The following is a 24,039-nucleotide window of genomic DNA, read 5'->3' as shown; positions in this document are numbered from 1 at the left end:
TCCAGGACGCCAGGCAAAGCGAAAACTTCGACCAGCGAGGTGCGCATCGGCGGCTTTGAATGGTGGGTCATGACCCACCCTATGCCTTGTTGGCGAGCCCCAAGCGCATCCACAGTTCGGCGACGCCAGCGGGTACGGGTTCGCTGAAGTGAAAGCCTTGCAAGAAATCCACGCCCAGATCGCGCAGAAAATGGCTGACTTCCAGGCTTTCCACGCCTTCGACGATGATCTTGAGCTGCAGTCCCTGCGCCAGTTGCACGATGGCCTGCATCACGCGGCGGCCCGCGTCGGTGTCCAGTCGCTGGGCGAAGGAGACATCCACCTTGATCACGCTGGCTGGCATGTCATGCAATTGCGACAGCGACGAATAGCCCGTGCCGAAATCATCAATCGCCAACTGGAACCCCGCCGCCATCAACTGGCGCAGATGTTTGACCTGACGCGCGTAATCCGTCAGTGCCACCGATTCGGTGATTTCGATAATCACGTCTTCCGGGCGCAAGCGATGCTGGTTTAGCCGCTCGATCAGGCCGCTGACAAATTGTGGGGTAAACAGCTGCGTGCGCGACACATTGAGCATCAGCTTTTGCGATAGGCCGTGATTGCGCCAGATGCGTAGCTGGGCAAATGCTTGCTCGGCCACCACGCTGGACAATTCCTGAATCAGGCCGACCTTTTCCGCCATCGGAATAAACAGCTCGGGGCTGATCCAGCCATTGCCGTCTTTCCAGCGCGCCAAAGCCTCAACCGCATACACCTCGCCCGTGCGGGCGCTCACGATAGGCTGGTAAAACACCTGCAAGGCGCCATGGCGGATGGCGTCGGACAAGCGCGCCTGGATGGCGACATGTTCCCGCCCGATCGACTTCAGATGCAGGATATCGCCGTAGAAACACACGTTGTTCCGGCCCGCGTGCTTGGCGTGATACATGGTGTGGTCGGCCGCCGACAGCAATTCTTCGCCCGACGTGGCGTTGTCGGGAAAGACCGCGAAACCGGCACTGATGGTCGGGCGCGCTTCCAGCCCTTCCAGCGCCATGCCCTGGCGTGCAGTGTTGCGGATACGTTCGGTAATTTCTTTAAGATGGCCGGTATCGGGCAGATCGGGAATCAGCACTACAAACTCATCGCCGCCCCAACGCGCCAGCGTATCTTGCTCACGCAGCGCTTCTTTCAGCTGTTTGGCCACGCCGCACAGCAACTGGTCGCCGGTGCGATGGCCAAAGGCGTCGTTGATTTGCTTGAAGTGATCCAGATCCAGAAAACCCAGTGCCACTTTGGTGTTGTCGCGGCGCGCCCGTTCGATGGCCTGGTGCAGCTGTTCATCCAGCATCAAGCGATTGGGCAGTCGGGTCAGACCGTCATACAACGCCAGTTGCGTAATGTGCTGCTCGTTCATATGCGCCACGGTCACATCGCGCAATACCCCGCGCAGCCCTTCCAACACGCCCGCATGATCGCGCTGGGCAATCAGCCGCGCCTCCACCCAGAGCAGATCACCGCAGGCTTGTACCAGCCGGAAACGGATATGCGTGACATCCGCGCTCGCAGACAACTTCTGCAGTGCCACCGCCACGCGGGCAGAGTCTTCCGGAAAAATCCAGGTATGCAACGATTTGCCGATTTCGCCCGCCAGCAAGCGGCTATCCATGCCACGCAAGCGCGCCCATGCCGGAGAGGTATCCAGCAAATCGCCGCACGGGCTGAGATCGACCACGGCTTCTTCCAGCAGATTCAGCGTGTCGGCCATGGCTTTGCGCTGGGCGCTCTCACGCATCAGCGTCGTTACGTCGTGCGCCAGCACCACCACCCGCGCTTCGCCCAGCGTCACCGGCTGCAAGCGCAGCAACAGATGGACCGGCCCGGTCATGCCGGGCACCGTACAGTTGCATTGCTGGGTGCGGCGGGTGGATAGCGCCATGGTCAGCGCACGTTCCAGCTCGCCAGCCATCGCGGCGGGGAAAACATCAAACAGGATTTTGCCGGCCAGCGCGTCGGGCGACGGCAAGGCCGGATGACTGGACCAGACCTGGCCGATGGTGGCGTCGGGCATCAGCTCGAACACCATGTCCTCGGTGGCACCGACCAGGGCGCGCAGGCGTTGCTGGTTGGCGACCAGGGCATCTTCAGTACGCAAACGCACCAGCGCTTGCGCCACATGATTGCCCAGCATCGACAACAAATGCAGTTCTTCGCGGCTGCGCTCGCGGCGCTCGTCTTCGTCGAGGAAACACAAAAAGCCGAACATCTCGCCGCGATCAAGCAGCGGAATACACAGCAAGCGGCGCGCGCCCAGTTGCGCCAGCCACATTTGTTCGGCCAGGGGCAGTTCGAGCAGCGATTTGTTCAGCACCATCCCTACCGTGAGCGTATCGGCCATCAGCGCGTAGCTGCGGTAATCGATCACGCGCAGGTGTTCCGGCGTGCTAGCGGCAATGCGACAGGCTTGATCACGCCACACCGCCATCAAGCGGGCGTGGCGGCTACGGTCGGGGGTATTGAGATACAAGCTGACCACGCTGGCGCGGGTCACGTCGGCTAAAGCGGCAAGGGCGCCGGTCATGCCGCCGCCCTCTTCGTTGGCCAGGAGTTGGCCCACTACCCGATCAAATGCGTTGAAGTACGCCTGATACAGTCCGGCGTCGCGCTCCAGCATCAGCCCGGGGGGATCCACATCCAGCCATTCTGGTTTGACCATCTGCGTACCTGGATAAAAACGGCACCCGGATAAGGGTGCCGTTTGTATTAATCCGTATTTCGATGGTGCGAGTCTGGCGGGTAAAAATTACCGCGTCAATTCGCGTCCGGCGGAGAAACCTGTTCGGCGTAGCCACATTCCTTCTGCGGGCACACTTTTTCCAGGCCGCGACGCTTGGTGGTCTTGAGCGTCAGCACCGGCCACTGGCATTTCGGGCAGGTCTCGGCGATGGGCGGATTCCATGTTGCATATGTGCACTTGGGGTAGGTTGAGCACGAATAGAACAGCTTGCCGTAGCGGCTTTTCTTTTCGGTCAACGTGCCTTTGTTGCACACCGGACATTCCACGCCAGTGTCTTTCGGTTTTTCCAACGGCTCGATGTGCTTGCACTTCGGGTAGTTGGCGCAACCGATAAACTTGCCGTAACGGCCGGTCTTGATGATCAGCGTGCCGCCGTCTTCCGGGCACACGCGGCCTTCCACCACTTCGGGCTCGGTCGGCGCGGTATCGGCATCTTCATTCAGATTGCGGGTGTAATCGCATTCCGGATAGGTGGTGCAACCGATAAAGCGACCGCGCTTGCCCAGACGAATCGCCAGCTTGTTGCCGCATTTGGGGCAGGCTTCGTCCAGCTCTTCCTGCGTCACTTCCTTGCGCGACAAGCCCTGTTTTTCTTCCACTTGTTGATGGAAGCGAGTCCAGAACTCATCCAGCACCGGAATCCATTGGCGCGTGCCGTTGGAGATTTCATCCAGCTGATCTTCCAGCCGCGCAGTGAAGTTGTAATCCACGTACTGGGTAAAGTGGTCGGTCAGAAACTTGTTGACCACTTCGCCGGTGTCGGTCGGGATAAAACGCTTTTTATCCAGATCAACGTACTCGCGATCCTTCAGCGTCTTGATGATGGACGCGTAGGTAGACGGACGGCCGATGCCGAATTCTTCCAGCGATTTAACCAGGCTGGCTTCGGAATAACGCGGTGGCGGCTGGGTAAAATGCTGCTCGCCGCTCAGTTTATCCACCGGCAGTGCTTCGCCTTCTTCCAGCGCGGGCAGACGGGCTTCGTCTTCGTCATCCGACTCGACGTCATCCTGATCTTCCTGGTACACGGCAATAAAGCCGGGGAACACCAGCGTCTGGCCCGAAGCACGGAACACGGCCTCCGTGCCCACCTGAATATCCACACCCACGGTATCAAAGCGCGCTGGCGTCATCTGGCACGCCAGTGTGCGCTTCCAGATCATCTGGTACAGCTTGAACTGGTCGGCCGACAGGTAGGGCTTGACCTGGTCAGGCGTACGCAGAATCGACGTCGGACGTACGGCCTCGTGCGCCTCTTGTGCGTTTTTGGCCTTGTTTTTGTACGTCACCGGCGCGTTCGGCAAGTAATCCTTGTCGAAGCTGCTTTCGATGTAACCGCGGATTTCGTCCAGCGCTTCGTTGGCCAAAGCCACCGAGTCAGTACGCATATAAGTAATCAGACCCACCGTGCCCTGGCCTACATCCACGCCTTCATACAGCTGTTGCGCAGTGCGCATGGCGCGGTCAGTGGTCATGCCCAGCTTGCGCACGGCCTCTTGTTGCAGCGTGGAGGTGGTAAACGGCGCGGCCGGGCTGCGCGATTTCTTTTTCTTCTCGACGCTGGCAACGCGGGCATCTTTGCCTTCCAGCGCTTTCAGGATATCGGCCTGCGAGGTCTCGCTGGGGATATCAAACTGATCGAGCTTTTTGCCTTGCCATTGCGACAGACGCGCGCTGAATTTGGTGCGCGCCTTGTGGCTGTCGAGATGGATGGTCCAGTATTCCTGCGCGGTAAAGGCGCGGATTTCCAGCTCACGCTCGCAAATCAGGCGCAGCGCAGGGCTTTGTACGCGGCCGGCGGACAAGCCGGAACGCACCTTGCGCCACAGCAGCGGCGACAGGTTAAAGCCCACCAGATAATCCAGCGCGCTACGCGCCTGCTGCGCATCGACCATATTGGCGTCGATGTCGCGCGGGTTGGCCACGGCGTTTTTAACGGCCGATTCGGTAATCTCGTGAAACACCACGCGCTTGAAAGTGCGGTCTTTGGTGGTGAGCTTTTTACCTTTCAGGATTTCCATGATGTGCCACGAGATCGCTTCACCTTCGCGATCCGGGTCAGTTGCCAGAAACACGTTCTGCGCATCTTTAACGGCGGCACAAATGGCATCGACATGCTTTTTGTTCTTGTCGATAACCTGGTATTTCATCTTGAAGTCATGCTCGGTATCGACCGAGCCATCCTTGCGCACCAGGCCACGGACGTGACCGTACGACGCAAGGATTTCAAAATCGTTGCCCAGATATTTCTTCAGCGTTTTCGCCTTGGAGGGCGACTCTACAATCAACAGATTGGCGGGCATGATTTCCCGTTACGTTCAGGGTGGGTCAGGGCCGCGCGGTGCGCTTAGTGCTGCACAAAGCCTTCGCGGCCAAACAGGATTTCTTCGATCAGCAGGTTAGACAGTTCATCACGCTTGCGCCAGACGACCATCAATACAATCAACTGCAACCGTTCTTGCGAAATTTCGCCAGGCGCCGCGCCCATCACCAGATCCAGCGCCAGCTCGCGCTCGGCGCTGCCCAGTACACGGGCTTGTTGCAGGTATAACCAGTAAGCCAGCGCTTCTTCATCAAAGCGGGCCAGCTCGGCCGGGTGCAGATGCCGCAACGGCAAATCGCCCAGCGCGGCATAGCGCCCGGTATCGACCCGATTCAGCTCGGCCAGCCAGGTCAACGCTTGCGCAATGTCATCCTGTTCAAAGCCGGCACTGGCCAGTTTGGTGGCCAGTAGCGACACATCCGGTTCGCTTTCGGACTGATAAAACTGTTCAAAAAGATAAGCAAGCACTTCCAGCATATAAACCTGAGCAACCTCGACGTCTTTTTTAATCACTACCCGGAAACTGAAGGCAGCACAACATCAATTCAAGTTGCTGCTTTCCGCAAGACCGGGTTCCAGGTGGGTTCAGGCTCGTCGCTGATACCGGTTTCCCGGCAGCGTAAACAGGGCGCCTTTCATTTCCAGAGCGAGGAGGATTGCGCACAGCCGATCCGGCGTCAAGCCGACGCGCAAGCCCAGCGTGTCGACGTCGACCGGGTCAAAACCGGCGGCCTGGAGTACTTTCTGCTCGGTAGCATCAAGCGCGGGTGCGGGCTGGGCAGGCACTAATGCGGTCTGTACTGCGCCGCTGTCCCAGGCCAGCTCGCCCATGATGTCCTCGGCGCTCTCGACCAGTTTGGCGCCTTGCTTTATTAGATAGTGACAACCCTTGGCCAGCGGCGAATGGATGGATCCGGGGATGGCAAACACCTCGCGTCCCATCTCGTTGGCCTGGCGTGCGGTAATCAAAGACCCCGAGCCCATGGCCGCCTCCACCACCAGGCAACCGCGCGCCAATGCAGCAATCAAGCGATTACGGCGGGGAAAATGATCTTTGATCGGGCCTTCGCCCAACATGAATTCAGAAACGATCAGACCAGCGGCAGCGATGTCGTGCGCCAGTTGCCGGTTGCTGGCGGGATAAACCCGGTCCAGCCCGGTGCCGACAAAGGCGATGGTGCTGCCCTGCCCCCGCAAGCCACCGCGATGCGCCGCGGCATCGATGCCGGCGGCCATGCCGCTGACCACGGTCATGCCGGACGCGCTCAGCGTTTCGGCAAAGCGCTCAGCATTTTCGATAGCGCCCGGCGTGGCATTGCGACTGCCCACGATGGCCAGCGCTGGCTGCGCCAACAGCTCGACGCGCCCTTTGCAAAAGAAGAACAGCGGTGCGTCGGGTAATTCCAGGAATTGTGGGGGATAGGCGTCATCGCCCAGACACACCATGCGGTGGCCCTGCTGGGCCAGCCATGCGCGCGTCTGCGCCACCAGCGCCGGTTCGGGGCCAGCGGCAAAATCAATAAAGGCTTGTGCCTTATCCGGTTCGGCCAGCGTTTTGCTGAGCGTTCCAAACGACGCCGCCAGCACATTCTGCGGCGAGCCCAGGGCTTGCAACAGAATCAGCTGGCGGCGTAACCCGATACCGGGCACAAGCGCGAACCGTAGCCAGGCGGCCAGGTCCGCGTCGTCGTGCGTCAAGGCGATGTCACCTCATCGGCCACATTTACAGGCAACGTGCTATCCATCAACAGTCCGTAAGAAAAGTGCGGGAACACGCGGTAGACGAACAAGTTGCCACTTTGTTCCGGCGGCGTAACGCGATCCGGCTCGTTCTTGTCTTCTTTCTTGATGGGCCGCCCGGCTTTCCAGGTGACCATGACCGAACCGATATCCAGCCCGTCGGCCGAACCACGGTTAATCACCAGCGTGGTGTAGGGGCCTGCGTCGGCCACACCGCCGTAGGCGGAAACCACTTTGCCCGTTACTTTTTGCGCCGGCGCATGCGGCGCGTAGTTCATATAGGTTTCTTCAGTGGCGCGCACCAGTCGGGCGCCCTCGCCGATTTCTTCTTTCGACGACAACACGTGCAGGGTAGAGACGTCGGCACTCTTCTCCAGACGCAGGTCGCCCAGATAATCCACCTGATGCCCGATCACGCGTTTGTGCTCGGGATCATCCGGATCAATCAACGGCGCCCCGGGGCGATAGGCTTGCCAGATTTCGCCTTCCTTGCCGTTCAGATTCACTGCGTATACGCGGTCGCCGACGGCAAATACCACACGCTCATCCGGGCCGGCCGCCACGCGCGGTGCGTTCAGCAGCTCGTTTTCTTCGATAACCAGCGGCTTGTTAAGGAAGGGACGGATGGCCAACAACGGGATGCTGGGCACGGCGTTGTTATCCAGCGGGGTAATCCGACCCGACGGCGACAACTTGACTTCGTTGCGAGCGCCCCCAGTTGAGCCTTTAAGCAAACGCAAACGCGGTGTGCCACCCGTGCGGTCGAGCAAGACCACGTCGCCTGGATAGATCCAGTGCGGGTTTTTGATCTCTTCCTTGTTCAGTTGCCAGATTTCGGGCCAGCGCCACGGTTGCTTGAGAAAATGCCCCGAAATCGCCCACAAGGTATCGCCCTTGACCACCACATACCGGTCGGGTGCGTTGTCTTGCATCGCCAGCGTATCGGCATGCGCCAGACCAGCGACACCGCTGATGGCGAAAAGTAGAGATATAATTGTTTTACGCATGGTCAAACCCATCAAATCTGGCAACGTATTGCCGGATGAAAAATCGGGGAGCCGCAAGGTATCGCGGTTCCGGGGAAACAACTATTAAAACCCTGAGCGGTAAGTTGTTTCTTCATATTTGATTCGAATCGCAGCAGATTCTGCATACAAACTTTTTGAGCCGCAAGCAAACATGGCAATCCTGAATATCCTGCAGTATCCCGATGATCGTTTACACACGGTGGCAAAACCGGTCACCGTGTTTGACGACAAACTGCAACAACTGATCGATGATATGGCGGAAACCATGTACGCCGCACCTGGCATCGGCCTTGCCGCCACGCAGGTCAATGTGCATGAACGTCTTATCACAATTGATATTTCTGAAAGCAAAGATGATTTGCTTGTCCTGATCAACCCCCGGATTCTTGAGATGGACGGCAGCTGCAATTCGGAAGAGGGTTGCCTTTCTGTTCCAGGTATTTACGAAGAAGTGCAACGCGCTGAACACATTCGCGTTTCTGCGCTTGATCGCAACGGTAAAGAATTCAAATTATCTGCCGATGGCTTACTGGCAGTTTGCATCCAGCACGAAATGGATCATCTGGAAGGCAAAGTATTTGTAGAAAAACTGTCGCGGCTCAAGCTTAACCGCATTGTGCAGAAGCTGAAAAAATCGCAACGCGCCAACGTCTGATTGCGATCAAAAATACAACGGCCGGGCCGCATTCATCTGCGCGCCCGGCCGTTGCATTTCGTACCGCCCGCCCGGAACCTGAAATACCCTGCCCTGCCTGGAGTCATGCAGCATGAAACTGATTTTTGCCGGTACGCCCGAATTTGCCGCCAGCGCGCTTAAAGCGCTGATCGAAGCGGGCCACGAGATCGCCATGGTGCTGACTCAACCCGACCGCCCCGCGGGCCGCGGCATGAAGCTGACCCCCTCGGCGGTCAAGCAAGTGGCACTGCAACACAATCTGCCGGTGTATCAACCCGAGAAGTTACGCAGCGCTGAGCAGCAAGCGCCCTTGCATGCGGTCGGCGCTGATTTGATGGTGGTGGCGGCCTACGGCCTGATCCTGCCGCAAGCGGTGCTGGATATCCCACGCCTGGGTTGCCTGAATATCCACGGCTCTTTGCTGCCGCGCTGGCGTGGTGCAGCGCCGATCCAGCGTGCCATTCTGGCGGGCGATGCCGAAACCGGCATCACCATCATGCAAATGGACGCGGGGCTGGATACCGGCGACATGCTCAGCATGCATCCGGTGGCGATTTTGCCGACTGACAACGCCGCCAGCCTGCACGACAAACTGGCCGCAGCCGGTGCCAGCGCCATCGTCGCCGCACTGGCCGATCTACCCGCCCTGCAACAACAACGCCAGCCGCAGCCCGTAGACGGCGTGACCTATGCCGAAAAATTGCGCAAAGAAGAATCGGCAATCGACTGGACCCTGCCCGCCCTGACGCTGGACCGCATGATCCGCGCCTTCAATCCCTTCCCTTCGGCGCAAACCACCTGGGCCGGCGAGCCACTCAAGCTGTGGCGCGCTACGCCAGTCAGCGCCAGCGGTACGCCTGGCACAGTGCTTGCTGCCAGCAAAGACGGCGTAGTTGTAGCCTGCGGCGACGCTGCGCTGGCCGTAACCGAATTGCAGAAAGCCGGTAGCAAACGCATGGATGCGGCGGCGTTTCTGGCTGGCAACGCCCTGCCGCTGGGCAGCGTACTGGGCAGCTAAGGCAAACTCGCTGCTGCAGTGCAACGCATTGCAGCATACCGATGGGCAATCGTTGAATTTTTCCTGACCAAGGCAATCTATGCTGAAGGCTGTGGTGCGCCGCAGCGTACGACAGCCCAGAAAAAAATCGCTCGCCTTCGCACTGCGTAAAGGCAGGCACTGTCAACTTGCGCCGGTCTCCCCCGGGCACTCGAGGCTCATATGAATAACTGGATTAAAACGACCATGCTGATGGCCGCGATCGTGGCGCTGTTCGGACTGATCGGTGGTTTGATTGGCGGCCGCAGCGGCATGTTGCTGGCGTTGCTGTTTGGCGGCGGCATGAATCTGTTTGCCTACTGGAATTCCGACAAGATGGTGTTGCGCATGTATAACGCGCACCCCGTCGACGACCACACCGCACCCGAGCTGGTAGCAATGGTGCGCGAACTGGCGGCCAACGCCAATCTGCCCATGCCCCGGGTGTATGTGATTGAAGAGGACCAACCCAATGCCTTTGCCACCGGCCGCAACCCGGAAAATGCCGCCGTGGCATGTACCACCGGCATCATGCGCATGTTGTCGCACCGCGAATTGCGCGGTGTGATGGCGCATGAACTGGCGCACGTCAAACACCGCGATATTCTGATTTCGACCATCAGCGCCACCATGGCCGGGGCAATTTCGGCGCTGGCCAACTTTGCCATGTTCTTTGGCGGGCGCGATGAGAACGGCCGCTCGGTGAATCCCGTCGTCGGGATTGCGGTGGCCATCCTGGCGCCGCTGGCGGCGTCGGTGATCCAGATGGCCATCTCGCGGGCGCGTGAATTTGGCGCTGACGCAGGCGGCGCGCGGATCTCTGGCGATCCGCTGGCCCTGGCCGAAGCGCTACGCAAGATCGAATACTATGCTTCGGGCATTCCGATGCCCGTTGCCGAAGCACATCCTGCCACGGCGCAGATGATGATCATGAACCCGCTGCATGGCGGTGGATTGTCTGATCTGTTCCGTACCCATCCGCGCACCGAAGAGCGCATTGCGCGCTTGCAGGCCATCGCGCGCGGCGAAATCCTGATCAACCACGAGTAAGTATGTTCGCAACGCAAAAATACGCATCCCAATCGCTGAGCGCCGTGCTGGCCGGGCAAACCCTGACTGAGGCGCTGAGCGAGCTCTGGAAGGCCATGCCTGATTTGCGCCCGCAACAACGCGGTGCCATTCAGGACCTGAGCTACGGCACGCTGCGCCACTTCGGCCTGCTCGATAACACGCTCAAATTGCTGCTGAACAAACCGGTGCATGAACCGGCGCTCAAAGCCTTGTTGCTGGTGTGCCTGTATCAGTTGCAGTTCACCCGTGCAGCGCCCTACAGCGTGGTCGACCATGCCGTCAAAGTGGCGTCGCATACCGGCTCGGGCCAGGGCAAAGGCCTGGTCAATGCCATCCTGCGTAACTTTTTGCGCCGTCGCGACACCATCCTGAACGAAGCGCGCCATAACGATTATGGCAAGTGGTCGCATCCGCAATGGTGGGTCAATGCCATGCGTGAAGCCTGGCCCGAGCATTGGGAAAGCATTCTCAACGCCGGCAACCAGCATCCGCCGCTCACCCTGCGCGTAAATCGGCATCGCAGCAGCGTGGAGCAATATATGGCGCTGTTGGCCGAAGCCAGCCTCGAAGCCACGGTAACCGGCAAAGACGCCATCCGCCTGCGTTATCCCGTTGGCGTTGATCGCTTGCCTGGCTTTTTTGATGGCCTGGTTTCGGTGCAAGATCTGGGCGCGCAATATGCCGCTCAGTTGCTGGATGTGCACGACGGCATGCGCGTGCTGGACGCGTGTTCCGCACCGGGCGGCAAAACCGGGCATTTGCTGGAAACCGCCACGCTCGACCTCACCGCTGTTGATAGCGATGCCCAGCGCTTGACGCGCGTGGGCGACAATCTGCAACGCCTGGGTCTGTCGGCAAAACTGGTGCGCGGCGACGCCTCGCGCCCCAAAGAATGGTGGGATGGCACGCCGTTTGATCGCGTGCTGGCCGACGTGCCGTGCTCGGCCAGTGGCGTGGCACGCCGTCATCCGGATATCAAATGGTTGCGGCGGCCGGAAGATATTGTCCAGTTTGCGCAACAACAAGCCGTAATGCTGGATGCGCTGTGGGGTTTGGTGGCTCCGGGCGGCAAACTCCTCTATGCTACGTGCTCGATATTCCCGGCTGAGAACAAGGATCAGGCAGCTGCCTTCGCGGCGCGTAACGCCGATGCACAGCGCCTGCCGGTGAACGTGGGAACAGCCGACGACGGTCAGCTCTTGCCGAACCCGGAGCACGATGGTTTTTATTACGCCCTTTTTCAAAAAGCCCGCTAAGTGGTCACGCCGCACCCGTTCGTGGTGCGGCTTGCTGCTGGTCTGGCTTTTGATGGTGACGGGGATGCCGACGGCCTGGGCTGAGCCCGGCACCATCAAGGCCACGCAGACTGCCGCCGCCTATGGCGAAAACCAGATCGAGCTGTCCGGCCGCTTTATCGTCACCCTTACCCCCACCCTTGAAGACGCGCTCGCCAATGGCTTGAGCCTGCCCTTCGTCTATGAATTCCAGCTGACGCGCCCGCGCACCTATTCGTGGTATCGCCAGCTTTCTGACTGGTTTGCCCCCACCGCCACGCTGACTTACCGCCTGAGCTATCACGCCTTGTCGCGCCAGTACCGGCTGCATCTGGGCAGCTTTTATCGCAGCTTCAGCTCGCTCGACCAGGCACTGGCTGCGCTCGGCGTGTTGCGTGACTGGGGCGTGCTGCAAGACACCTCGCTGGCACGCGATAAAGACGACCTGGCAGGCCGTATGCGCTTGCGCCTGGATATGTCGCAGTTGCCCAAAACTTTTCAGCTGACTGCGTTGGGCCATAGCGACTGGCAGCTGGAATCGCAATGGACCGACTTCAGCCTGCATAACGAGGAGGATACGCACTGATGCGGCGTAGCCTGCTTATTCTGGGGTCGCTGGGCACCATCCTGCTGTTTTTGCTGGCGACCGCCTCGGGCAATACCTCGGCGTTTGCCCGCTATTACCAAGGTCTGCTGGCGATCAATGGCCTGATGCTGGTCAGCATGATCGTGCTGGTTGGCCTGCGTTTGCGTCAGTTGCTCAAGGCAGTCAAAGGCAAAGTGTTTGGCTCGCGCCTGACGCTGCGCATGGTCTTGATGTTTTCGCTGGTAGCGGTATTACCCGGAGCGCTGGTGTATACGCTGTCGGTGCAGTTTCTGAATCGCTCGATCGAAACCTGGTTTGACGTCCGGGTGGAAAAGGCGCTGGATCGCGGCCTTAACCTGGGCCATAACGCCATCGATTTCCAGCAAACCGATCTGCTACGCAAAGCGCGCGTCATTGCGCTGGAAATCCATGACGAGAACGGCTCAGCAGTGCTATCGCGACTGACCCGTTTGCGGGATCAGATCGGGGTGCAGGAAATCAGCCTGTTTGACGAAACCGGCCAGACCCTTGCCCACATCGGTAATGAAAACGCCGGTTTGTTTCCGACTATTCCGGAGCGCAGCCAGCTGCGTCAGGCGATGCAGGCGCCGGTCAAAACGCTGGAGACCGATAGCGATCAGGGCTTGATGATGCGGGTGATGATACCGGTGCATGACACCGGTTTGTCCGAGCGCGCACGGATTCTGCAGCTACGCCAACCCATCCCGAAAGCGCTGGCCGAAGACGCCGAGCTGGTCGAACAGGTCCGTGCCGATTACAAACAGCTCTCGCAATCGCGCCAGGGCCTCAAGCTCATCTATAGCCTGACACTGACGCTGGCCTTGTTGATGGCCCTGCTCGGTGCCGTGGCCTTGGCGATTTATCTATCTGACAAACTGGCGGCGCCGCTTTCGGTGCTGGCCGAGGCCACGCGCGCCGTTGCGGCGGGCGATTATTCGCAGCGGCAGCCGGTGATCAGTCGCGATGAGCTCGGCATTCTCACGCACTCGTTTAACCGTATGACACGGCAACTGGCCGATGCGCGCGCCTCGCTGGAACAGCACCAGGCCGAGCAGGAAGCCGCCAATGCCTATCTCGAAGCCATGCTCGGTTCGCTAACGGCCGGGGTATTGTCGTTTAACGATCAATGGGTGTTGGCATCGACCAACCAGAGCGCTTTGCGCATTCTGAGTATCGACCCGGCGCAATTGCGCACGCTGCCGTTAGAACGCTGGCCCAGTGTGTATCCCGCGCTGGCCACGCTTAGCCAGCAAATGATTTCCGGCTTTACCGGCACCGAAGAACACTGGCAGCAAGAAGTGGAAGTAGCCGAACAGAATCGCATTCTGCAAATGCGCGGCACCCGCCTCAAAGTGACCGAGGGCGCCGCCAGCGGTTACCTGGTGGTGTTTGATGACATTACCGATCTGATCTCGGCCCAGCGCGATGCGGCCTGGGGCGAAGTGGCACGGCGGCTGGCACACGAAATCAAGAACCCGCTTACGCCGATCCAGCTGGCCGCCGAACGCCTGGGCCTGAAGCTGGCCGACAAGCTCGACCCGGCGGGCCAGGACATGCTGGCACGCAATACACAGACTATTGTTAAGCAGGTTTCTGCACTAAAACAGATGGTGGATGCGTTCCGCGATTACTCGCGCAAACCCACCGGCAAGAAGAAGCCCTTGGATCTGCGCGAATTGCTGCACGAAATACTGGTACTGTATGAAGCCGCTGCAGTGCCGGTACGCGTGGAAGACACCGCAGAAGGTGCGCTCGAAGTGCTGGGGGACGCCACGCATTTGCGCCAGGTCATCCACAACTTGTTACAGAACGCGCAGGATGCGGTCACCGCAGTGACCGCTCATCCTGAAAAAACCGCCCCTCGCATTTGCGTTCGGCTGGTAAAAACCGATAAATTTGCCCGACTCGTAGTGGAAGACAGTGGAAACGGCTTTCAACCCGATATACTCCCACGCGTGTTCGAGCCATACATAACGACAAAACAAAAGGGCACAGGCTTAGGTCTGGCGATAGTTAAAAAAATCATTGATGAGCACCACGGTCGTATTCAGGCGGGAAACCGTGATGGTGGCGGCGCCTATGTTCGTATTGATCTGCCGCTGGTGGAGGATTGAAGTTGCATAGTCAGGACATTCTGGTTGTCGATGATGAAATCGGCATTCGTGAGTTGTTATCGGAAATTCTGCAAGACGAAGGTTATAGCGTCGCCGTGGCGGAAAACGCCGAGGCGGCCCGGCGTCTGCGCAATCAGGCGCAGCCGCGCCTTGTATTGCTGGACATCTGGATGCCGGATACCGACGGCGTCACCCTGCTGAAGGAATGGGCCCGCAATGGGCAGCTGACCATGCCAGTGGTGATGATGTCGGGGCACGCCACGATCGACACTGCAGTAGAAGCCACGCGGATCGGCGCGTTGGACTTCCTTGAAAAACCCATTGGCCTTGCCAAGTTGCTGGCGACGGTCAAACGCGCCGTCAACCTGGTTCAGGAGGCGCCCCGACCGGTCGTCACCCTGAGCAAACTGGGCGAGAGCGAACATATCCGCGAACTCACGCGCATGCTGCAGGCCGCGCAAACGCAAAACGCCCCGGTGCTGTTGATCGGCCCACCCGGCGTCGGCTTCGAGTTCTGTGGTCGTTATATGACGCCCGATGGCAAGCCGTTTGTGGCGCCGTTCTCGAATGAAGAATTCGCGCTGGCACCGCAAGAGCTGCTGAACAAAGCATCCGGCGGCACCTTGTTCCTGCGCGATCTGGCTTATCTGGATACGCGGGCGCAGGCGGGCCTGAAATCGGTGCTGGGCAAGCTTGAGAAAATGAAAGTGCGCCTGGTTTCGGCCAGCAGCCGTCCGCTCGATCAACTGAGTGGCGATCTTGACCCCGAGCTGTTCCGCCAGTTGTCGCAGTGGATCGTGCCGGTGCCGGGCTTGCGCGAACACAAAGAAGATATTCCACGGATTGCCGAATCGATCCTGGCCGATACCGTGGCCCAGCACAAACTGGGTCCGCGTCGGTTCAGCCATGGCGCGCTGCAATTACTGGCGCAACAGGACTGGCCCGGCAACCTGGACGAGCTGACCAATGTGGTCAAAAGTCTGGCCTTGTCTTGCCGCGATGGCGAGATCGATATCAATCCGGTGTCGCGCATCCTGTCGCAGTTTTCGCCTGGCGTAGATGGTGTCGCGGCACAGATTGCTGCCCCGGCCCCGGCCTTGTCGGCGGTAGATATGAATCTGCCATTGCGTGAAGCGCGCGATCAGTTCGAAAAGTATTATCTCGAGCGCCAGATCGAGCTTTCCGGCGGCAATATGAGCCGCGTGGCCGAGCGTATCGGGCTGGAACGCACGCACTTGTATCGCAAGCTCAAGCAGTTGGGTGTGACCATGCCCAAAAAGAACAAAGTGATCGAGGAAGACTGATCGCACACGGCCGCCAGCCTGCTGGCGCTGTGCTAGTCTGAACGGGAAGTTGCATTGCAGCTTCCCGTTTTTTCATGCACCTAGCCCAAGAGACGCTGCAACGTGTCCAATATCCTGATTCTCGGCGCCGGCCGGGTCGGCGCTACCGTGGCCGAACAGCTGGTGTTTGAACACCACAATGTCACCATCGTCGATGACAACCCCGCCAATCTCAAACCGCTGAGTTCCCGCCTTGATTTACGCGCGGTTCAGGGCTCGGCCATCAACCCGCAGGTCTTGCGCGAGGCTGGCGCCGAAGACGCCGAGTTATTACTGGCCGTCACCCCCACCGATGAGCTGAATATGGTGGCCTGCAAAATGGCCTATCAGTTATTTCGTGTGCCCACCCGCATTGCCCGCATCCGCAATACCGAAATCCTCGCGTTTGAAGAAATGCTGTCCGAAGACGTCGGCTTTGCCATCAGCCAGGTCATCACCCCGGCGCAGATCGTAACCGACTACCTGGTGCGGCTGATCAAGATGCCCGAGGCCTTGCAGGTCCTGGATTTTGCCGAGAAGCTGGTGCAGATGGTGGTGGTGCGCGTAACGGCCAATGCGCCCATGTGCGACAAATCGCTACAGGAATTCAATAGCGTGCTGGGCGATGTAGATCGGCGTGTGGTCGGGGTCTATCGCGACAACCGCTATATCCGTCCCGATGGCGACACCGTGCTGCATGCTGGCGACGAAGTCTTTGTGCTGGCGCCCACCAAAAAAATGCGCAAGGTGATCGAAGCGCTGCACACGCAAGAGCGGCCGATCGAACGTATCCTGATTGCCGGCGGCGGCAACGTGGGTTTCCGCCTCGCCAAAGCGTTGCAGAAAGATTATCAAGTCAAGGTGCTGGAAAGCAGTGCGGTACGCTCGGAATGGCTGGGCACCGAGTTGGCACGCACGCTGGTGCTGCATGGTGACGCCACCAGCGAAACGCTGCTCGATTCGGAACAGATTGCACAAACTGACCTTTATCTGGCGCTGACCTCGGACGACGAAGACAACATCATGTCCGGCTTGCTGGCGCGGCAAATGGGGGCGCGCAAGGTCATCGCCATCATCAACCGTTCGCGTTATGTCGATTTGCTGCAGGACAGCCGCATCGATGTCGCGCTGTCCCCGGCCCAGCTCACCATCGGCTCGCTGTTGGCAGAAGCGCGCCAGGGCGATATCACGGCGGTGCAGCCATTGCGCCGCGGCGCGGCCGAGGCGGTCGAGCTGGTGGTGCATGGCAATAAATCGGTATCGCGCGTCATCGGTCGGCGCGTGGACGAGTTGCGTATGCCCGCGCATGCCTTTCTCGCCGCCATCGTGCGCGAAGGCAAGGTCATCATGGTGCACCACGACACCGTGATCGAAGCCAATGACCGCTGCATTCTGTTTGTGCACGACAAAGACGACACGCGCGATGTCGAGCGCTTGTTTGCGGTCAAGGTAGGGTTCTTCTGATGCGCTTTCTGCCCACGCTGCACATCCTGTCGCGCATTGCGCTGTTGTTCTCGTTCACCTTGCTGGCGCCGATTGCCCTGGCCTGGTTCAATCACGACCAGGGCTTGATGCCGTTTGTGCACGCGCTGGCCTTGCTGGCGGGCAGCAGCATTGCGGTGATGGCGCTAACCTCGCCGTTCCGGCGCGAACTGGCGGCGCGCGACGGGTTTTTGCTGGTCACCGGGCTGTGGGTGTTGCTACCGCTGGCCGCCTGCGTGCCACTGATGCTGTACAGCACGCAGCTGCCGTTTACCTATGCCTATTTTGAAGGCATGTCCGGCCTGACCACCACCGGCTCCACCGTGATTCGCGATCTCGACAGCCTGCCGCTGTCGCTCAACCTGTGGCGGCATATGCTCAACTGGATCGGCGGCATGGGGATTATCGTGTTGGCCGTTGCCATCCTGCCCTTGCTGGGCATCGGCGGTATGCAATTGTTCAAGGCCGAGACGCCCGGCCCGATCAAGGACACGCGCCTTAAGCCGCGCATCCGCGAGACAGCGCGCAATCTGTGGCTGGTCTACGCCGGTCTGACCATCCTCTGCATGCTGCTGCTCAAGTCAGCGGGCATGAGCTGGTTTGATGCGGTCTGCCACGCCATGGCAGCGATTTCGCTGGGCGGCTTGTCCACGCATACCAGCAATGTCGCTTATTTTGATTCGCCCGCCATCGAAGGCATCCTTATCCTGTTCATGCTGCTGGGCGCCACCAACTTTGCCACGCATTATCTGGCCATCAGCCGCCGCTCTTTGTTGGCGTATTGGCGTGACGGCGAATTACGCGCGATGTTGGCCGTGTTGCTGGCGGCAGCGCTGGGCTTGTCGGGCTATCTGGAATGGCAAGGCACTTATCCTGATTACCTGACCGCGTTGCGTCATGTGGCCTTCAACCTGGTCTCGATCGGCACTGCCTGCGGTTTTGCCACCCAGGACTTTGGCAGCTGGCCGATTTTTGTGCCGCTGCTGATGCTGCTGTTGTCCTGCTTTATTTGCTGCGCGGGCTCGGTGGGCGGCGGCATCAAGATGTTCCGCGCGCTCATCCTGATTAAAGAAGCTGGCCGCCAGTTCACCACGCTCTTGCACCCCAACGCGGTGCGCCCGATGCGGGTTAATGGCATGGCCGTGCCTACGCCGGTGATCTTTTCGGTGCTGGGTTTTATCGCGCTCTACTTTATTTGCGTGGTGGTGTTTACCTTTGCGCTCTTGCTTAGCGGGCTGGATTTTCTGACCAGCTTTAGCGCCGTCATTGCCAGCATTAACAATGCCGGGCCGGGCCTGGGCGAAATCGGGCCATCGGGCAATTTCGCCATCTTTACCCAGCCGCAAATCTGGGTATGCACGGCGGCGATGCTGATTGGTCGGCTGGAAATCTTTTCGGTGCTGATTTTGTTAACGCCGCAATTCTGGCGCAGCTAATAAAAAACGGACTCCACCAGGAGTCCGTTTTTTTATCAGCCAGCACCATCCGGGGCGCTCAGTCCGCCACTTCAATCCGGCCACGCCCGCTATGTTTGGCCCGATACAACGCCTCATCCGCACGTAATACCAGCGCGCGTCCGTTCTCATCGTCTTTGAGCGTGGCAATCCCGGAGGAGAACGTTACCTCGATGCGCTGGCTCTTGTGCATGAACGGCGATTTGTTGGCCACCACGCGCAAACGATCAATTACATATTGCGCGCCGCGATGATCGGTCTCGGGCAGCATGACCAGAAATTCTTCGCCGCCATAACGCACCAGGGTATCGGTCTCGCGCAACACGGCTTTGGCCAGGTTGGCCATATGCACCAACACCTGATCGCCGACCAGATGGCCGTGGCGATCGTTGATTAATTTGAAATCGTCCAGATCAAAAATCACCACGGTCAGCCGGGCGCCGCTACGGCGGGCGCGCTTGCATTCGTTGGATAACAGATGATCAAAGCCCTGGCGATTGAGCGAGCCGGTGAGCGGGTCCAGCTCCAGCATTTTGCGGTTATGCGCCAGGTCTTCCTCAATATGGCGTACCGACTCGCGGATAGCGGCCAGGTCGATATGCGAGGATTTGACGGTCGAATGAATATTGCTGGTCGAATGAATAATATCGTCGAGCAATTCTTCGAGTTTGTTATGCGTTTCTTCGGGCGCCTGGGCGCGGGTCAGATGGGCCTGGCGTGTTTGTTTCAGCTCGCCCAGCCGGTTAGCCATGGTGTCGCCGCCTTCCGCCAGTGAGCTCAGCAATTGCTCGGTGGTATCCCGCGTATCGCTGACCGCATCGTCCAGCCGACACAAAATCTGCCAGGCTTGCTGCAATTCATCATTGGTTTTTTCTTCGGGCGACTTAATCGTGACAATCGCGTTGTAGAATTGCGCGTAATTTTCCGGCGTGGGCGGCATGCCGCGTTCAGCAAGTCGCTTCAGGGCAATACGGGCAATTTCAACCGGATTGACCGAGGGCGGGATGGGCATGGTGGCTTTTGACATGTTTTTTCTTGAAGCCCGATTGTACGCAAGCGCCCCGGCAGCGACCAGCGCGGAACCACTTTGATTTGAATACACAACACAAGATCATGCATATCCACATTCTGGGCATTTGCGGTACTTTCATGGGCGGCATCGCCGCATTGGCACGCGCCGCGGGTCACACCGTTACCGGCTGCGATGCCGGGGTGTATCCGCCGATGTCGGATCAGCTCAATGCCCTCGGTATTGAACTGGTGGAGGGCTGGTCGCCCGAGCAGATCAACCTGGGCGCCGATCTATACGTGGTGGGCAACGTGGTTACGCGCGGCAATCCGCTGATGGAGGAAATCCTTAATCGCGGCCTGCCCTATACCTCGGGTCCGGAATGGCTGCGCGATCATATTCTGCAGGGACGCTGGGTGCTGGCCGTGGCGGGCACGCACGGCAAGACCACGACTACGTCGATGCTGGCGTGGATTCTGGACTACGCCGGTCTGGCGCCGGGCTTCCTGGTTGGCGGCGTGCCGGAGAACTTTGGCGTGTCTGCGCGCTTGCCGGGCGAGCCGCGCCAGGAAGCCGGCGGCCAGTCGCCCTTCTTTGTGATTGAAGCCGACGAATACGACACCGCTTTTTTCGACAAACGCTCCAAGTTTGTCCACTACCGTCCGCGCACGGCCATCCTCAACAATCTTGAATTTGATCACGCCGATATCTTTGCCGACCTGGCCGCCATCGAAACCCAGTTCCACCATCTGGTGCGCACCGTGCCGGGCAATGGCCGTGTGGTGGTCAATGGCGCGGAAGCCAGTCTGGCGCGCGTACTGCAGCGCGGTTGCTGGAGCGAAGTCGAGCGCTTTGGCGACGGCAGTGGCTGGCAAGCCGATAACGACGATGGCCAGCAATTTGATGTGCTGTTCAATGGCGCCAGACAAGGCCGGGTGGAATGGACGCTGCTGGGCGAGCACAACCGCATGAACGCGCTGGCCGCCATCGCTGCGGCCCGCCACGTGGGCGTGCCGGTGGCCGAATCGATTGCCGCGCTGGGGAGCTTCCTTAACGTCAAGCGCCGCATGGAAATCAAAGGTGAAATCGACGGCGTCACGGTCTATGACGATTTTGCCCACCATCCCACCGCCATCGCCACCACATTGGCTGGCCTGCGGCGCAAAGTGGGCAGCGCACGCATCCTGGCGGTGCTGGAGCCGCGCTCCAACACCATGAAGCTGGGCACGATGAAAGCGCAATTGCCCGTTAGCCTGGTCGATGCCGATCTGGTGTTTTGCTACGGTGCCAACCTGGGCTGGGATCCGGCACAAGCGCTGGCACCGCTGGGTAGCAAAGCGCACAGCCATCAGGATCTGGACGCGCTGGTGGCCGACGTCATCGCTCATGCGCAAGCAGGCGATCAGATTCTGGTGATGAGCAACGGCGGCTTTGGCGGCATCCACGGCAAATTGCTGGCTGCGCTCAAATCACGTAGCGAATAGTCGGCGCGCGCTACCAGAAGACCGGTTCGGCTTCGAGCAGCACGCCAAACCGGTCTTGCACATCGCGCTGTACCTGCGCCACTACTGCATTTACGTCGGCCCGCGCCGCGCCGCCGTGATTGACCAACACCAGCGCCTGCTTCTCGTACATGCCAACCGGGCCGATGCGCTTGCCTTTCCAGCCCGCACGCTCAATCAGCCAGCCTGCCGCCAGCTTGGCGTGGCCCTCCCCTGCGGCATAACTGACCAGTTCCGGCCATTGCGCCAGCAAGGCATCGCGTTGGGTGCTTGGCACGATGGGGTTCTTGAAAAAGCTGCCGGCATTGCCGATCTGCGCGGGATCGGGCAACTTTTTGTGCCGCACGCTGATGACCGCCTGAGCAACATGTTGCGGCGTAGCCTGCAGCCCCAGCACAGCGAGTTCGCGTTCGATATCGCCATAGGCTGTGTGCAACTTTGCCTGCCGCGGCAAGCGAAACTCCACCGCCACAATCACCCAGCGCCCGGCCTCAGCGTGTTTGAACACGCTATCACGATAGGCAAACGCGCATTCTGCGCGACTGAACACGCGTGGCGCGCCCGTGGTCAGATCGAGCGCATGCACGGCATGCAGGGTGTCTTTAACTTCCACGCCATACGCGCCAATGTTCTGGATCGGTGCTGCACCCACGGTGCCGGGAATCAAGGACAGGTTCTCCAGCCCGGCCAGGCCTTGCGCCAAGGTCCATTGCACAAACTCATGCCAGTTTTCGCCGCCACCGGCGCGTACATAGGTCGCCTCGGCGTCTTGCGCAATGATCGCGCGGCCGGGCACTTCCACCTTCAACACCACGCCAGGCACACGTGCCGGCAAAACCAGATTGCTGCCGCCGCCCAGCACGTAACGCGGCAAGTGGCGCAAGGTCGGATCCGCCAGCAAGGCCAGCAAATCATCCGGCGCGCTCATGCGATACAGGTAATCGGCGTGAGCGTGCAGGCCCAGAGTGTTGAGCGCGGTCAGGTCGGACGAAGTGGCGAGCGGCATGGCGTATCCTGGAAAAACGCGATTATCCCGCATAAGGTAAGCCTTGCGGGAGTGCCGCGTGGGCCCCGATGCCGCTTGATGGCGCGCACAAACGCGGCTGCCCCGTTACGCCCCGCGACGGCACGCCAAGTAAATGGCATATTTACGGCTGCGCGGCCGCCGTAGCTCGACTACATTGGCGGGCCTCTTTGCGCTTATCACTTATTACAGGCTAGTCATGCCGTTGCATCCATCGCTCGTGCTCGCCAACACGCCCATCAATCGTCGCAAGGTCATCCGCGGCGCCATCGCGGTCGGCCTGCCGCTGCTGATTGCCCTCGGACGCGGCGAGTTTCTGCCCGCGGTGTATGGCGGCGTCACCGCGTATTACACCTTGTTTGTCGATTACGGCGGCGAAACCAGCGAACGCATTGCTGCGATTATCTATATGACGCTGGGCATGTTGCTGGCCGGCATCGCGGGCGTGGCCGGGCATGCGGTGCCAGGTGCGTCGTTGGCGCTGTTATGCGGCTTTGCCCTGTTCGCAGGCTGGCTGCAGGGCGCGGGCGGGTCCGTCGAATTTATCGGCAAATACTGGCTGGTGGCTTTCCTGTTTGGCGACAGCGCGCCCCATTTGCCGCCGTTGTGCGGCACTTATGTCATCGTCGGCGGGCTGTCCGGCATCCTGGCGGTGCTGTTAACGCTCAATCTATTTAAAGAACCCGAATACCAGACTGCGCCGATGCTGCGCGAAGCGGCGCGCCATTTGATGCGGCGCCGGCATAACAATGGCGCATTTGCGCTGTACTTTACGCTGCTGGTGGTCACCGGCTACTTGCTGGGCCAGTCGCTGGGCTTGATGCGCTTTTACTGGATTCCGCTGACCATCACCATCGTGACGGTCTACGACGTGTTCCATAGCGTGCACCGCCTCATCCAGCGTCTGGTGGGTTCCTTGATCGGGGTGGTGTTTGGCGCGCTGGTCATCCACTTCGTGCAAAACGAATGGGCACTGGCCTTGATCGTGACGCTGATGGGCGCGGTTACACCCGCGGCGCAAGCGCGGAATTACTGGGTGACGGTGATTCCGATTACGGCGCTGGTGATGATCCTGCTCGACTTCGGCCTGGTGCAACAAGCGCGCTTGCCCGAGTTTGCCTGGGCGCGGATCGAAAACACGATCATTGCCTGCGCAATTTGCGGCCTGGGCTCAGCCATCTATATCCGCCTGCTACCGCGCATCGAACAATGGGAAGCACGGCAACGGCGACCGAAGCCGATGAAGTTTTAGGGTATGGCGATCGCACTAGTCAGTGGGGCCATGTGTGGTCAGGAACGTGGCGCAGCGATTGCGATGCCCAGCAATGGCGTTCTGCTTGATGACTTTGGGTGGTGGGTCACGACCCACCCTATGCAGCAAAGCGTTAAGCACGCCCACCGCTTATTCACTGTCACGGCTCAGTAACCACGCCCACCCGATGTTGCGTAGCAACGAGGCAGCGGCGCTAGCAAACCAGCGCCATTTCCTGAGCGCGCGAAGGTAGGAGACCCGCAGGGGCTCCGACTGAGCGTCGCGTCCGCGGAGCGGCAGCTGGGCCATTGAAGTAACAGACGGTCCGTTTCGGTTTTTGACCTAC

18 protein-coding genes are annotated in these 24,039 nt (G+C 59.7%); 11 read left to right on the top strand and 7 right to left on the bottom strand.

What is annotated here, in order from left to right:
- Positions 1–79: 79 nt before the first annotated feature.
- The 5 genes from ACYQ1A_RS03895 to ACYQ1A_RS03875 all read right to left on the bottom strand — a co-directional run bounded on the left by ACYQ1A_RS03895 (position 80) and on the right by ACYQ1A_RS03875 (position 7,849).
- Positions 80–2,698 (bottom strand): sensor domain-containing phosphodiesterase, encoded by a 2,619-nt coding sequence (locus ACYQ1A_RS03895; RefSeq protein ID WP_499360376.1) that lies wholly within the window; start codon positions 2,696–2,698, stop codon positions 80–82.
- Between the two features lie 95 nt (positions 2,699–2,793).
- Positions 2,794–5,082 carry a type I DNA topoisomerase gene (gene topA, locus ACYQ1A_RS03890; RefSeq protein WP_053939788.1) on the bottom strand — a complete coding sequence of 763 codons (2,289 nt, stop codon included), beginning with the start codon at positions 5,080–5,082 and terminating at the stop codon, positions 2,794–2,796.
- Between the two features lie 44 nt (positions 5,083–5,126).
- Positions 5,127–5,615, bottom strand: coding sequence for a DUF494 family protein (locus ACYQ1A_RS03885; RefSeq protein WP_499360373.1), 489 nt, complete (start codon positions 5,613–5,615; stop codon positions 5,127–5,129).
- A gap of 72 nt (positions 5,616–5,687) precedes the next feature.
- Positions 5,688–6,752, bottom strand: a complete 1,065-nt coding sequence (gene dprA / locus ACYQ1A_RS03880; protein WP_499360371.1) for a DNA-processing protein DprA — start codon at positions 6,750–6,752, stop codon at positions 5,688–5,690.
- 44 nt (positions 6,753–6,796) lie between these two features.
- Positions 6,797–7,849, bottom strand: coding sequence for a LysM peptidoglycan-binding domain-containing protein (locus ACYQ1A_RS03875; RefSeq protein ID WP_499360370.1), 1,053 nt, complete (start codon positions 7,847–7,849; stop codon positions 6,797–6,799).
- A gap of 172 nt (positions 7,850–8,021) precedes the next feature.
- Here ACYQ1A_RS03875 and def point away from each other — a divergent pair, with 172 nt between their 5' ends.
- The 9 genes from def to ACYQ1A_RS03830 all read left to right on the top strand — a co-directional run bounded on the left by def (position 8,022) and on the right by ACYQ1A_RS03830 (position 18,888).
- Positions 8,022–8,525 (top strand): peptide deformylase, encoded by a 504-nt coding sequence (gene def / locus ACYQ1A_RS03870; protein WP_499360368.1) that lies wholly within the window; start codon positions 8,022–8,024, stop codon positions 8,523–8,525.
- A 112-nt stretch (positions 8,526–8,637) separates the two neighbouring features.
- Positions 8,638–9,564 carry a methionyl-tRNA formyltransferase gene (gene fmt, locus ACYQ1A_RS03865; RefSeq protein WP_499360366.1) on the top strand — a complete coding sequence of 309 codons (927 nt, stop codon included), beginning with the start codon at positions 8,638–8,640 and terminating at the stop codon, positions 9,562–9,564.
- Between the two features lie 201 nt (positions 9,565–9,765).
- Positions 9,766–10,632: a zinc metalloprotease HtpX gene (gene htpX, locus ACYQ1A_RS03860; protein ID WP_062222671.1), complete on the top strand. Its 867-nt coding sequence runs from the start codon at positions 9,766–9,768 to the stop codon at positions 10,630–10,632.
- Positions 10,633–10,634: 2 nt separating this feature from the next.
- Positions 10,635–11,909 (top strand): 16S rRNA (cytosine(967)-C(5))-methyltransferase RsmB, encoded by a 1,275-nt coding sequence (gene rsmB, locus ACYQ1A_RS03855; RefSeq protein ID WP_499360364.1) that lies wholly within the window; start codon positions 10,635–10,637, stop codon positions 11,907–11,909.
- A gap of 64 nt (positions 11,910–11,973) precedes the next feature.
- Positions 11,974–12,513, top strand: coding sequence for a DUF4390 domain-containing protein (locus ACYQ1A_RS03850; protein ID WP_499360362.1), 540 nt, complete (start codon positions 11,974–11,976; stop codon positions 12,511–12,513).
- Positions 12,513–14,648 (top strand): sensor histidine kinase, encoded by a 2,136-nt coding sequence (locus tag ACYQ1A_RS03845; protein ID WP_499360360.1) that lies wholly within the window; start codon positions 12,513–12,515, stop codon positions 14,646–14,648. The genes ACYQ1A_RS03850 and ACYQ1A_RS03845 overlap by 1 nt, the downstream gene beginning before the upstream one ends.
- Positions 14,645–15,952 (top strand): sigma-54-dependent transcriptional regulator, encoded by a 1,308-nt coding sequence (locus tag ACYQ1A_RS03840; protein ID WP_499360359.1) that lies wholly within the window; start codon positions 14,645–14,647, stop codon positions 15,950–15,952. The genes ACYQ1A_RS03845 and ACYQ1A_RS03840 overlap by 4 nt, the downstream gene beginning before the upstream one ends.
- Before the next feature lie 102 nt (positions 15,953–16,054).
- A complete protein-coding gene (gene trkA, locus ACYQ1A_RS03835) occupies positions 16,055–17,434 on the top strand; it encodes a Trk system potassium transporter TrkA (RefSeq protein ID WP_499360358.1) in 1,380 nt (459 codons plus the stop codon).
- Positions 17,434–18,888, top strand: coding sequence for a TrkH family potassium uptake protein (locus ACYQ1A_RS03830; RefSeq protein WP_499360356.1), 1,455 nt, complete (start codon positions 17,434–17,436; stop codon positions 18,886–18,888). The genes trkA and ACYQ1A_RS03830 overlap by 1 nt, the downstream gene beginning before the upstream one ends.
- A gap of 58 nt (positions 18,889–18,946) precedes the next feature.
- Here ACYQ1A_RS03830 and ACYQ1A_RS03825 read toward each other — a convergent pair whose 3' ends face one another.
- A complete protein-coding gene (locus ACYQ1A_RS03825) occupies positions 18,947–19,933 on the bottom strand; it encodes a GGDEF domain-containing protein (protein ID WP_499360354.1) in 987 nt (328 codons plus the stop codon).
- An 86-nt stretch (positions 19,934–20,019) separates the two neighbouring features.
- Here ACYQ1A_RS03825 and mpl point away from each other — a divergent pair, with 86 nt between their 5' ends.
- Positions 20,020–21,399 carry a UDP-N-acetylmuramate:L-alanyl-gamma-D-glutamyl-meso-diaminopimelate ligase gene (gene mpl, locus ACYQ1A_RS03820; RefSeq protein ID WP_499360732.1) on the top strand — a complete coding sequence of 460 codons (1,380 nt, stop codon included), beginning with the start codon at positions 20,020–20,022 and terminating at the stop codon, positions 21,397–21,399.
- A 10-nt stretch (positions 21,400–21,409) separates the two neighbouring features.
- Here mpl and murB read toward each other — a convergent pair whose 3' ends face one another.
- The gene (gene murB, locus ACYQ1A_RS03815; protein ID WP_499360351.1) at positions 21,410–22,423 is read right to left on the bottom strand and encodes a UDP-N-acetylmuramate dehydrogenase; all 1,014 of its coding nucleotides are present in this window, start codon (positions 22,421–22,423) and stop codon (positions 21,410–21,412) included.
- 217 nt (positions 22,424–22,640) lie between these two features.
- On the opposite strand from murB, the gene ACYQ1A_RS03810 reads away from it, so the two are divergent.
- Positions 22,641–23,693 carry an FUSC family protein gene (locus tag ACYQ1A_RS03810; RefSeq protein ID WP_062222682.1) on the top strand — a complete coding sequence of 351 codons (1,053 nt, stop codon included), beginning with the start codon at positions 22,641–22,643 and terminating at the stop codon, positions 23,691–23,693.
- The last annotated feature ends 346 nt before the right edge of the window (positions 23,694–24,039 follow it).

It is taken from the genome of Silvimonas sp. JCM 19000 (genome assembly GCF_054652575.1).
The sequence above is the reverse complement of the archived record's forward strand: the minus strand, read 5'-3'. Positions and strand labels throughout refer to the sequence as shown.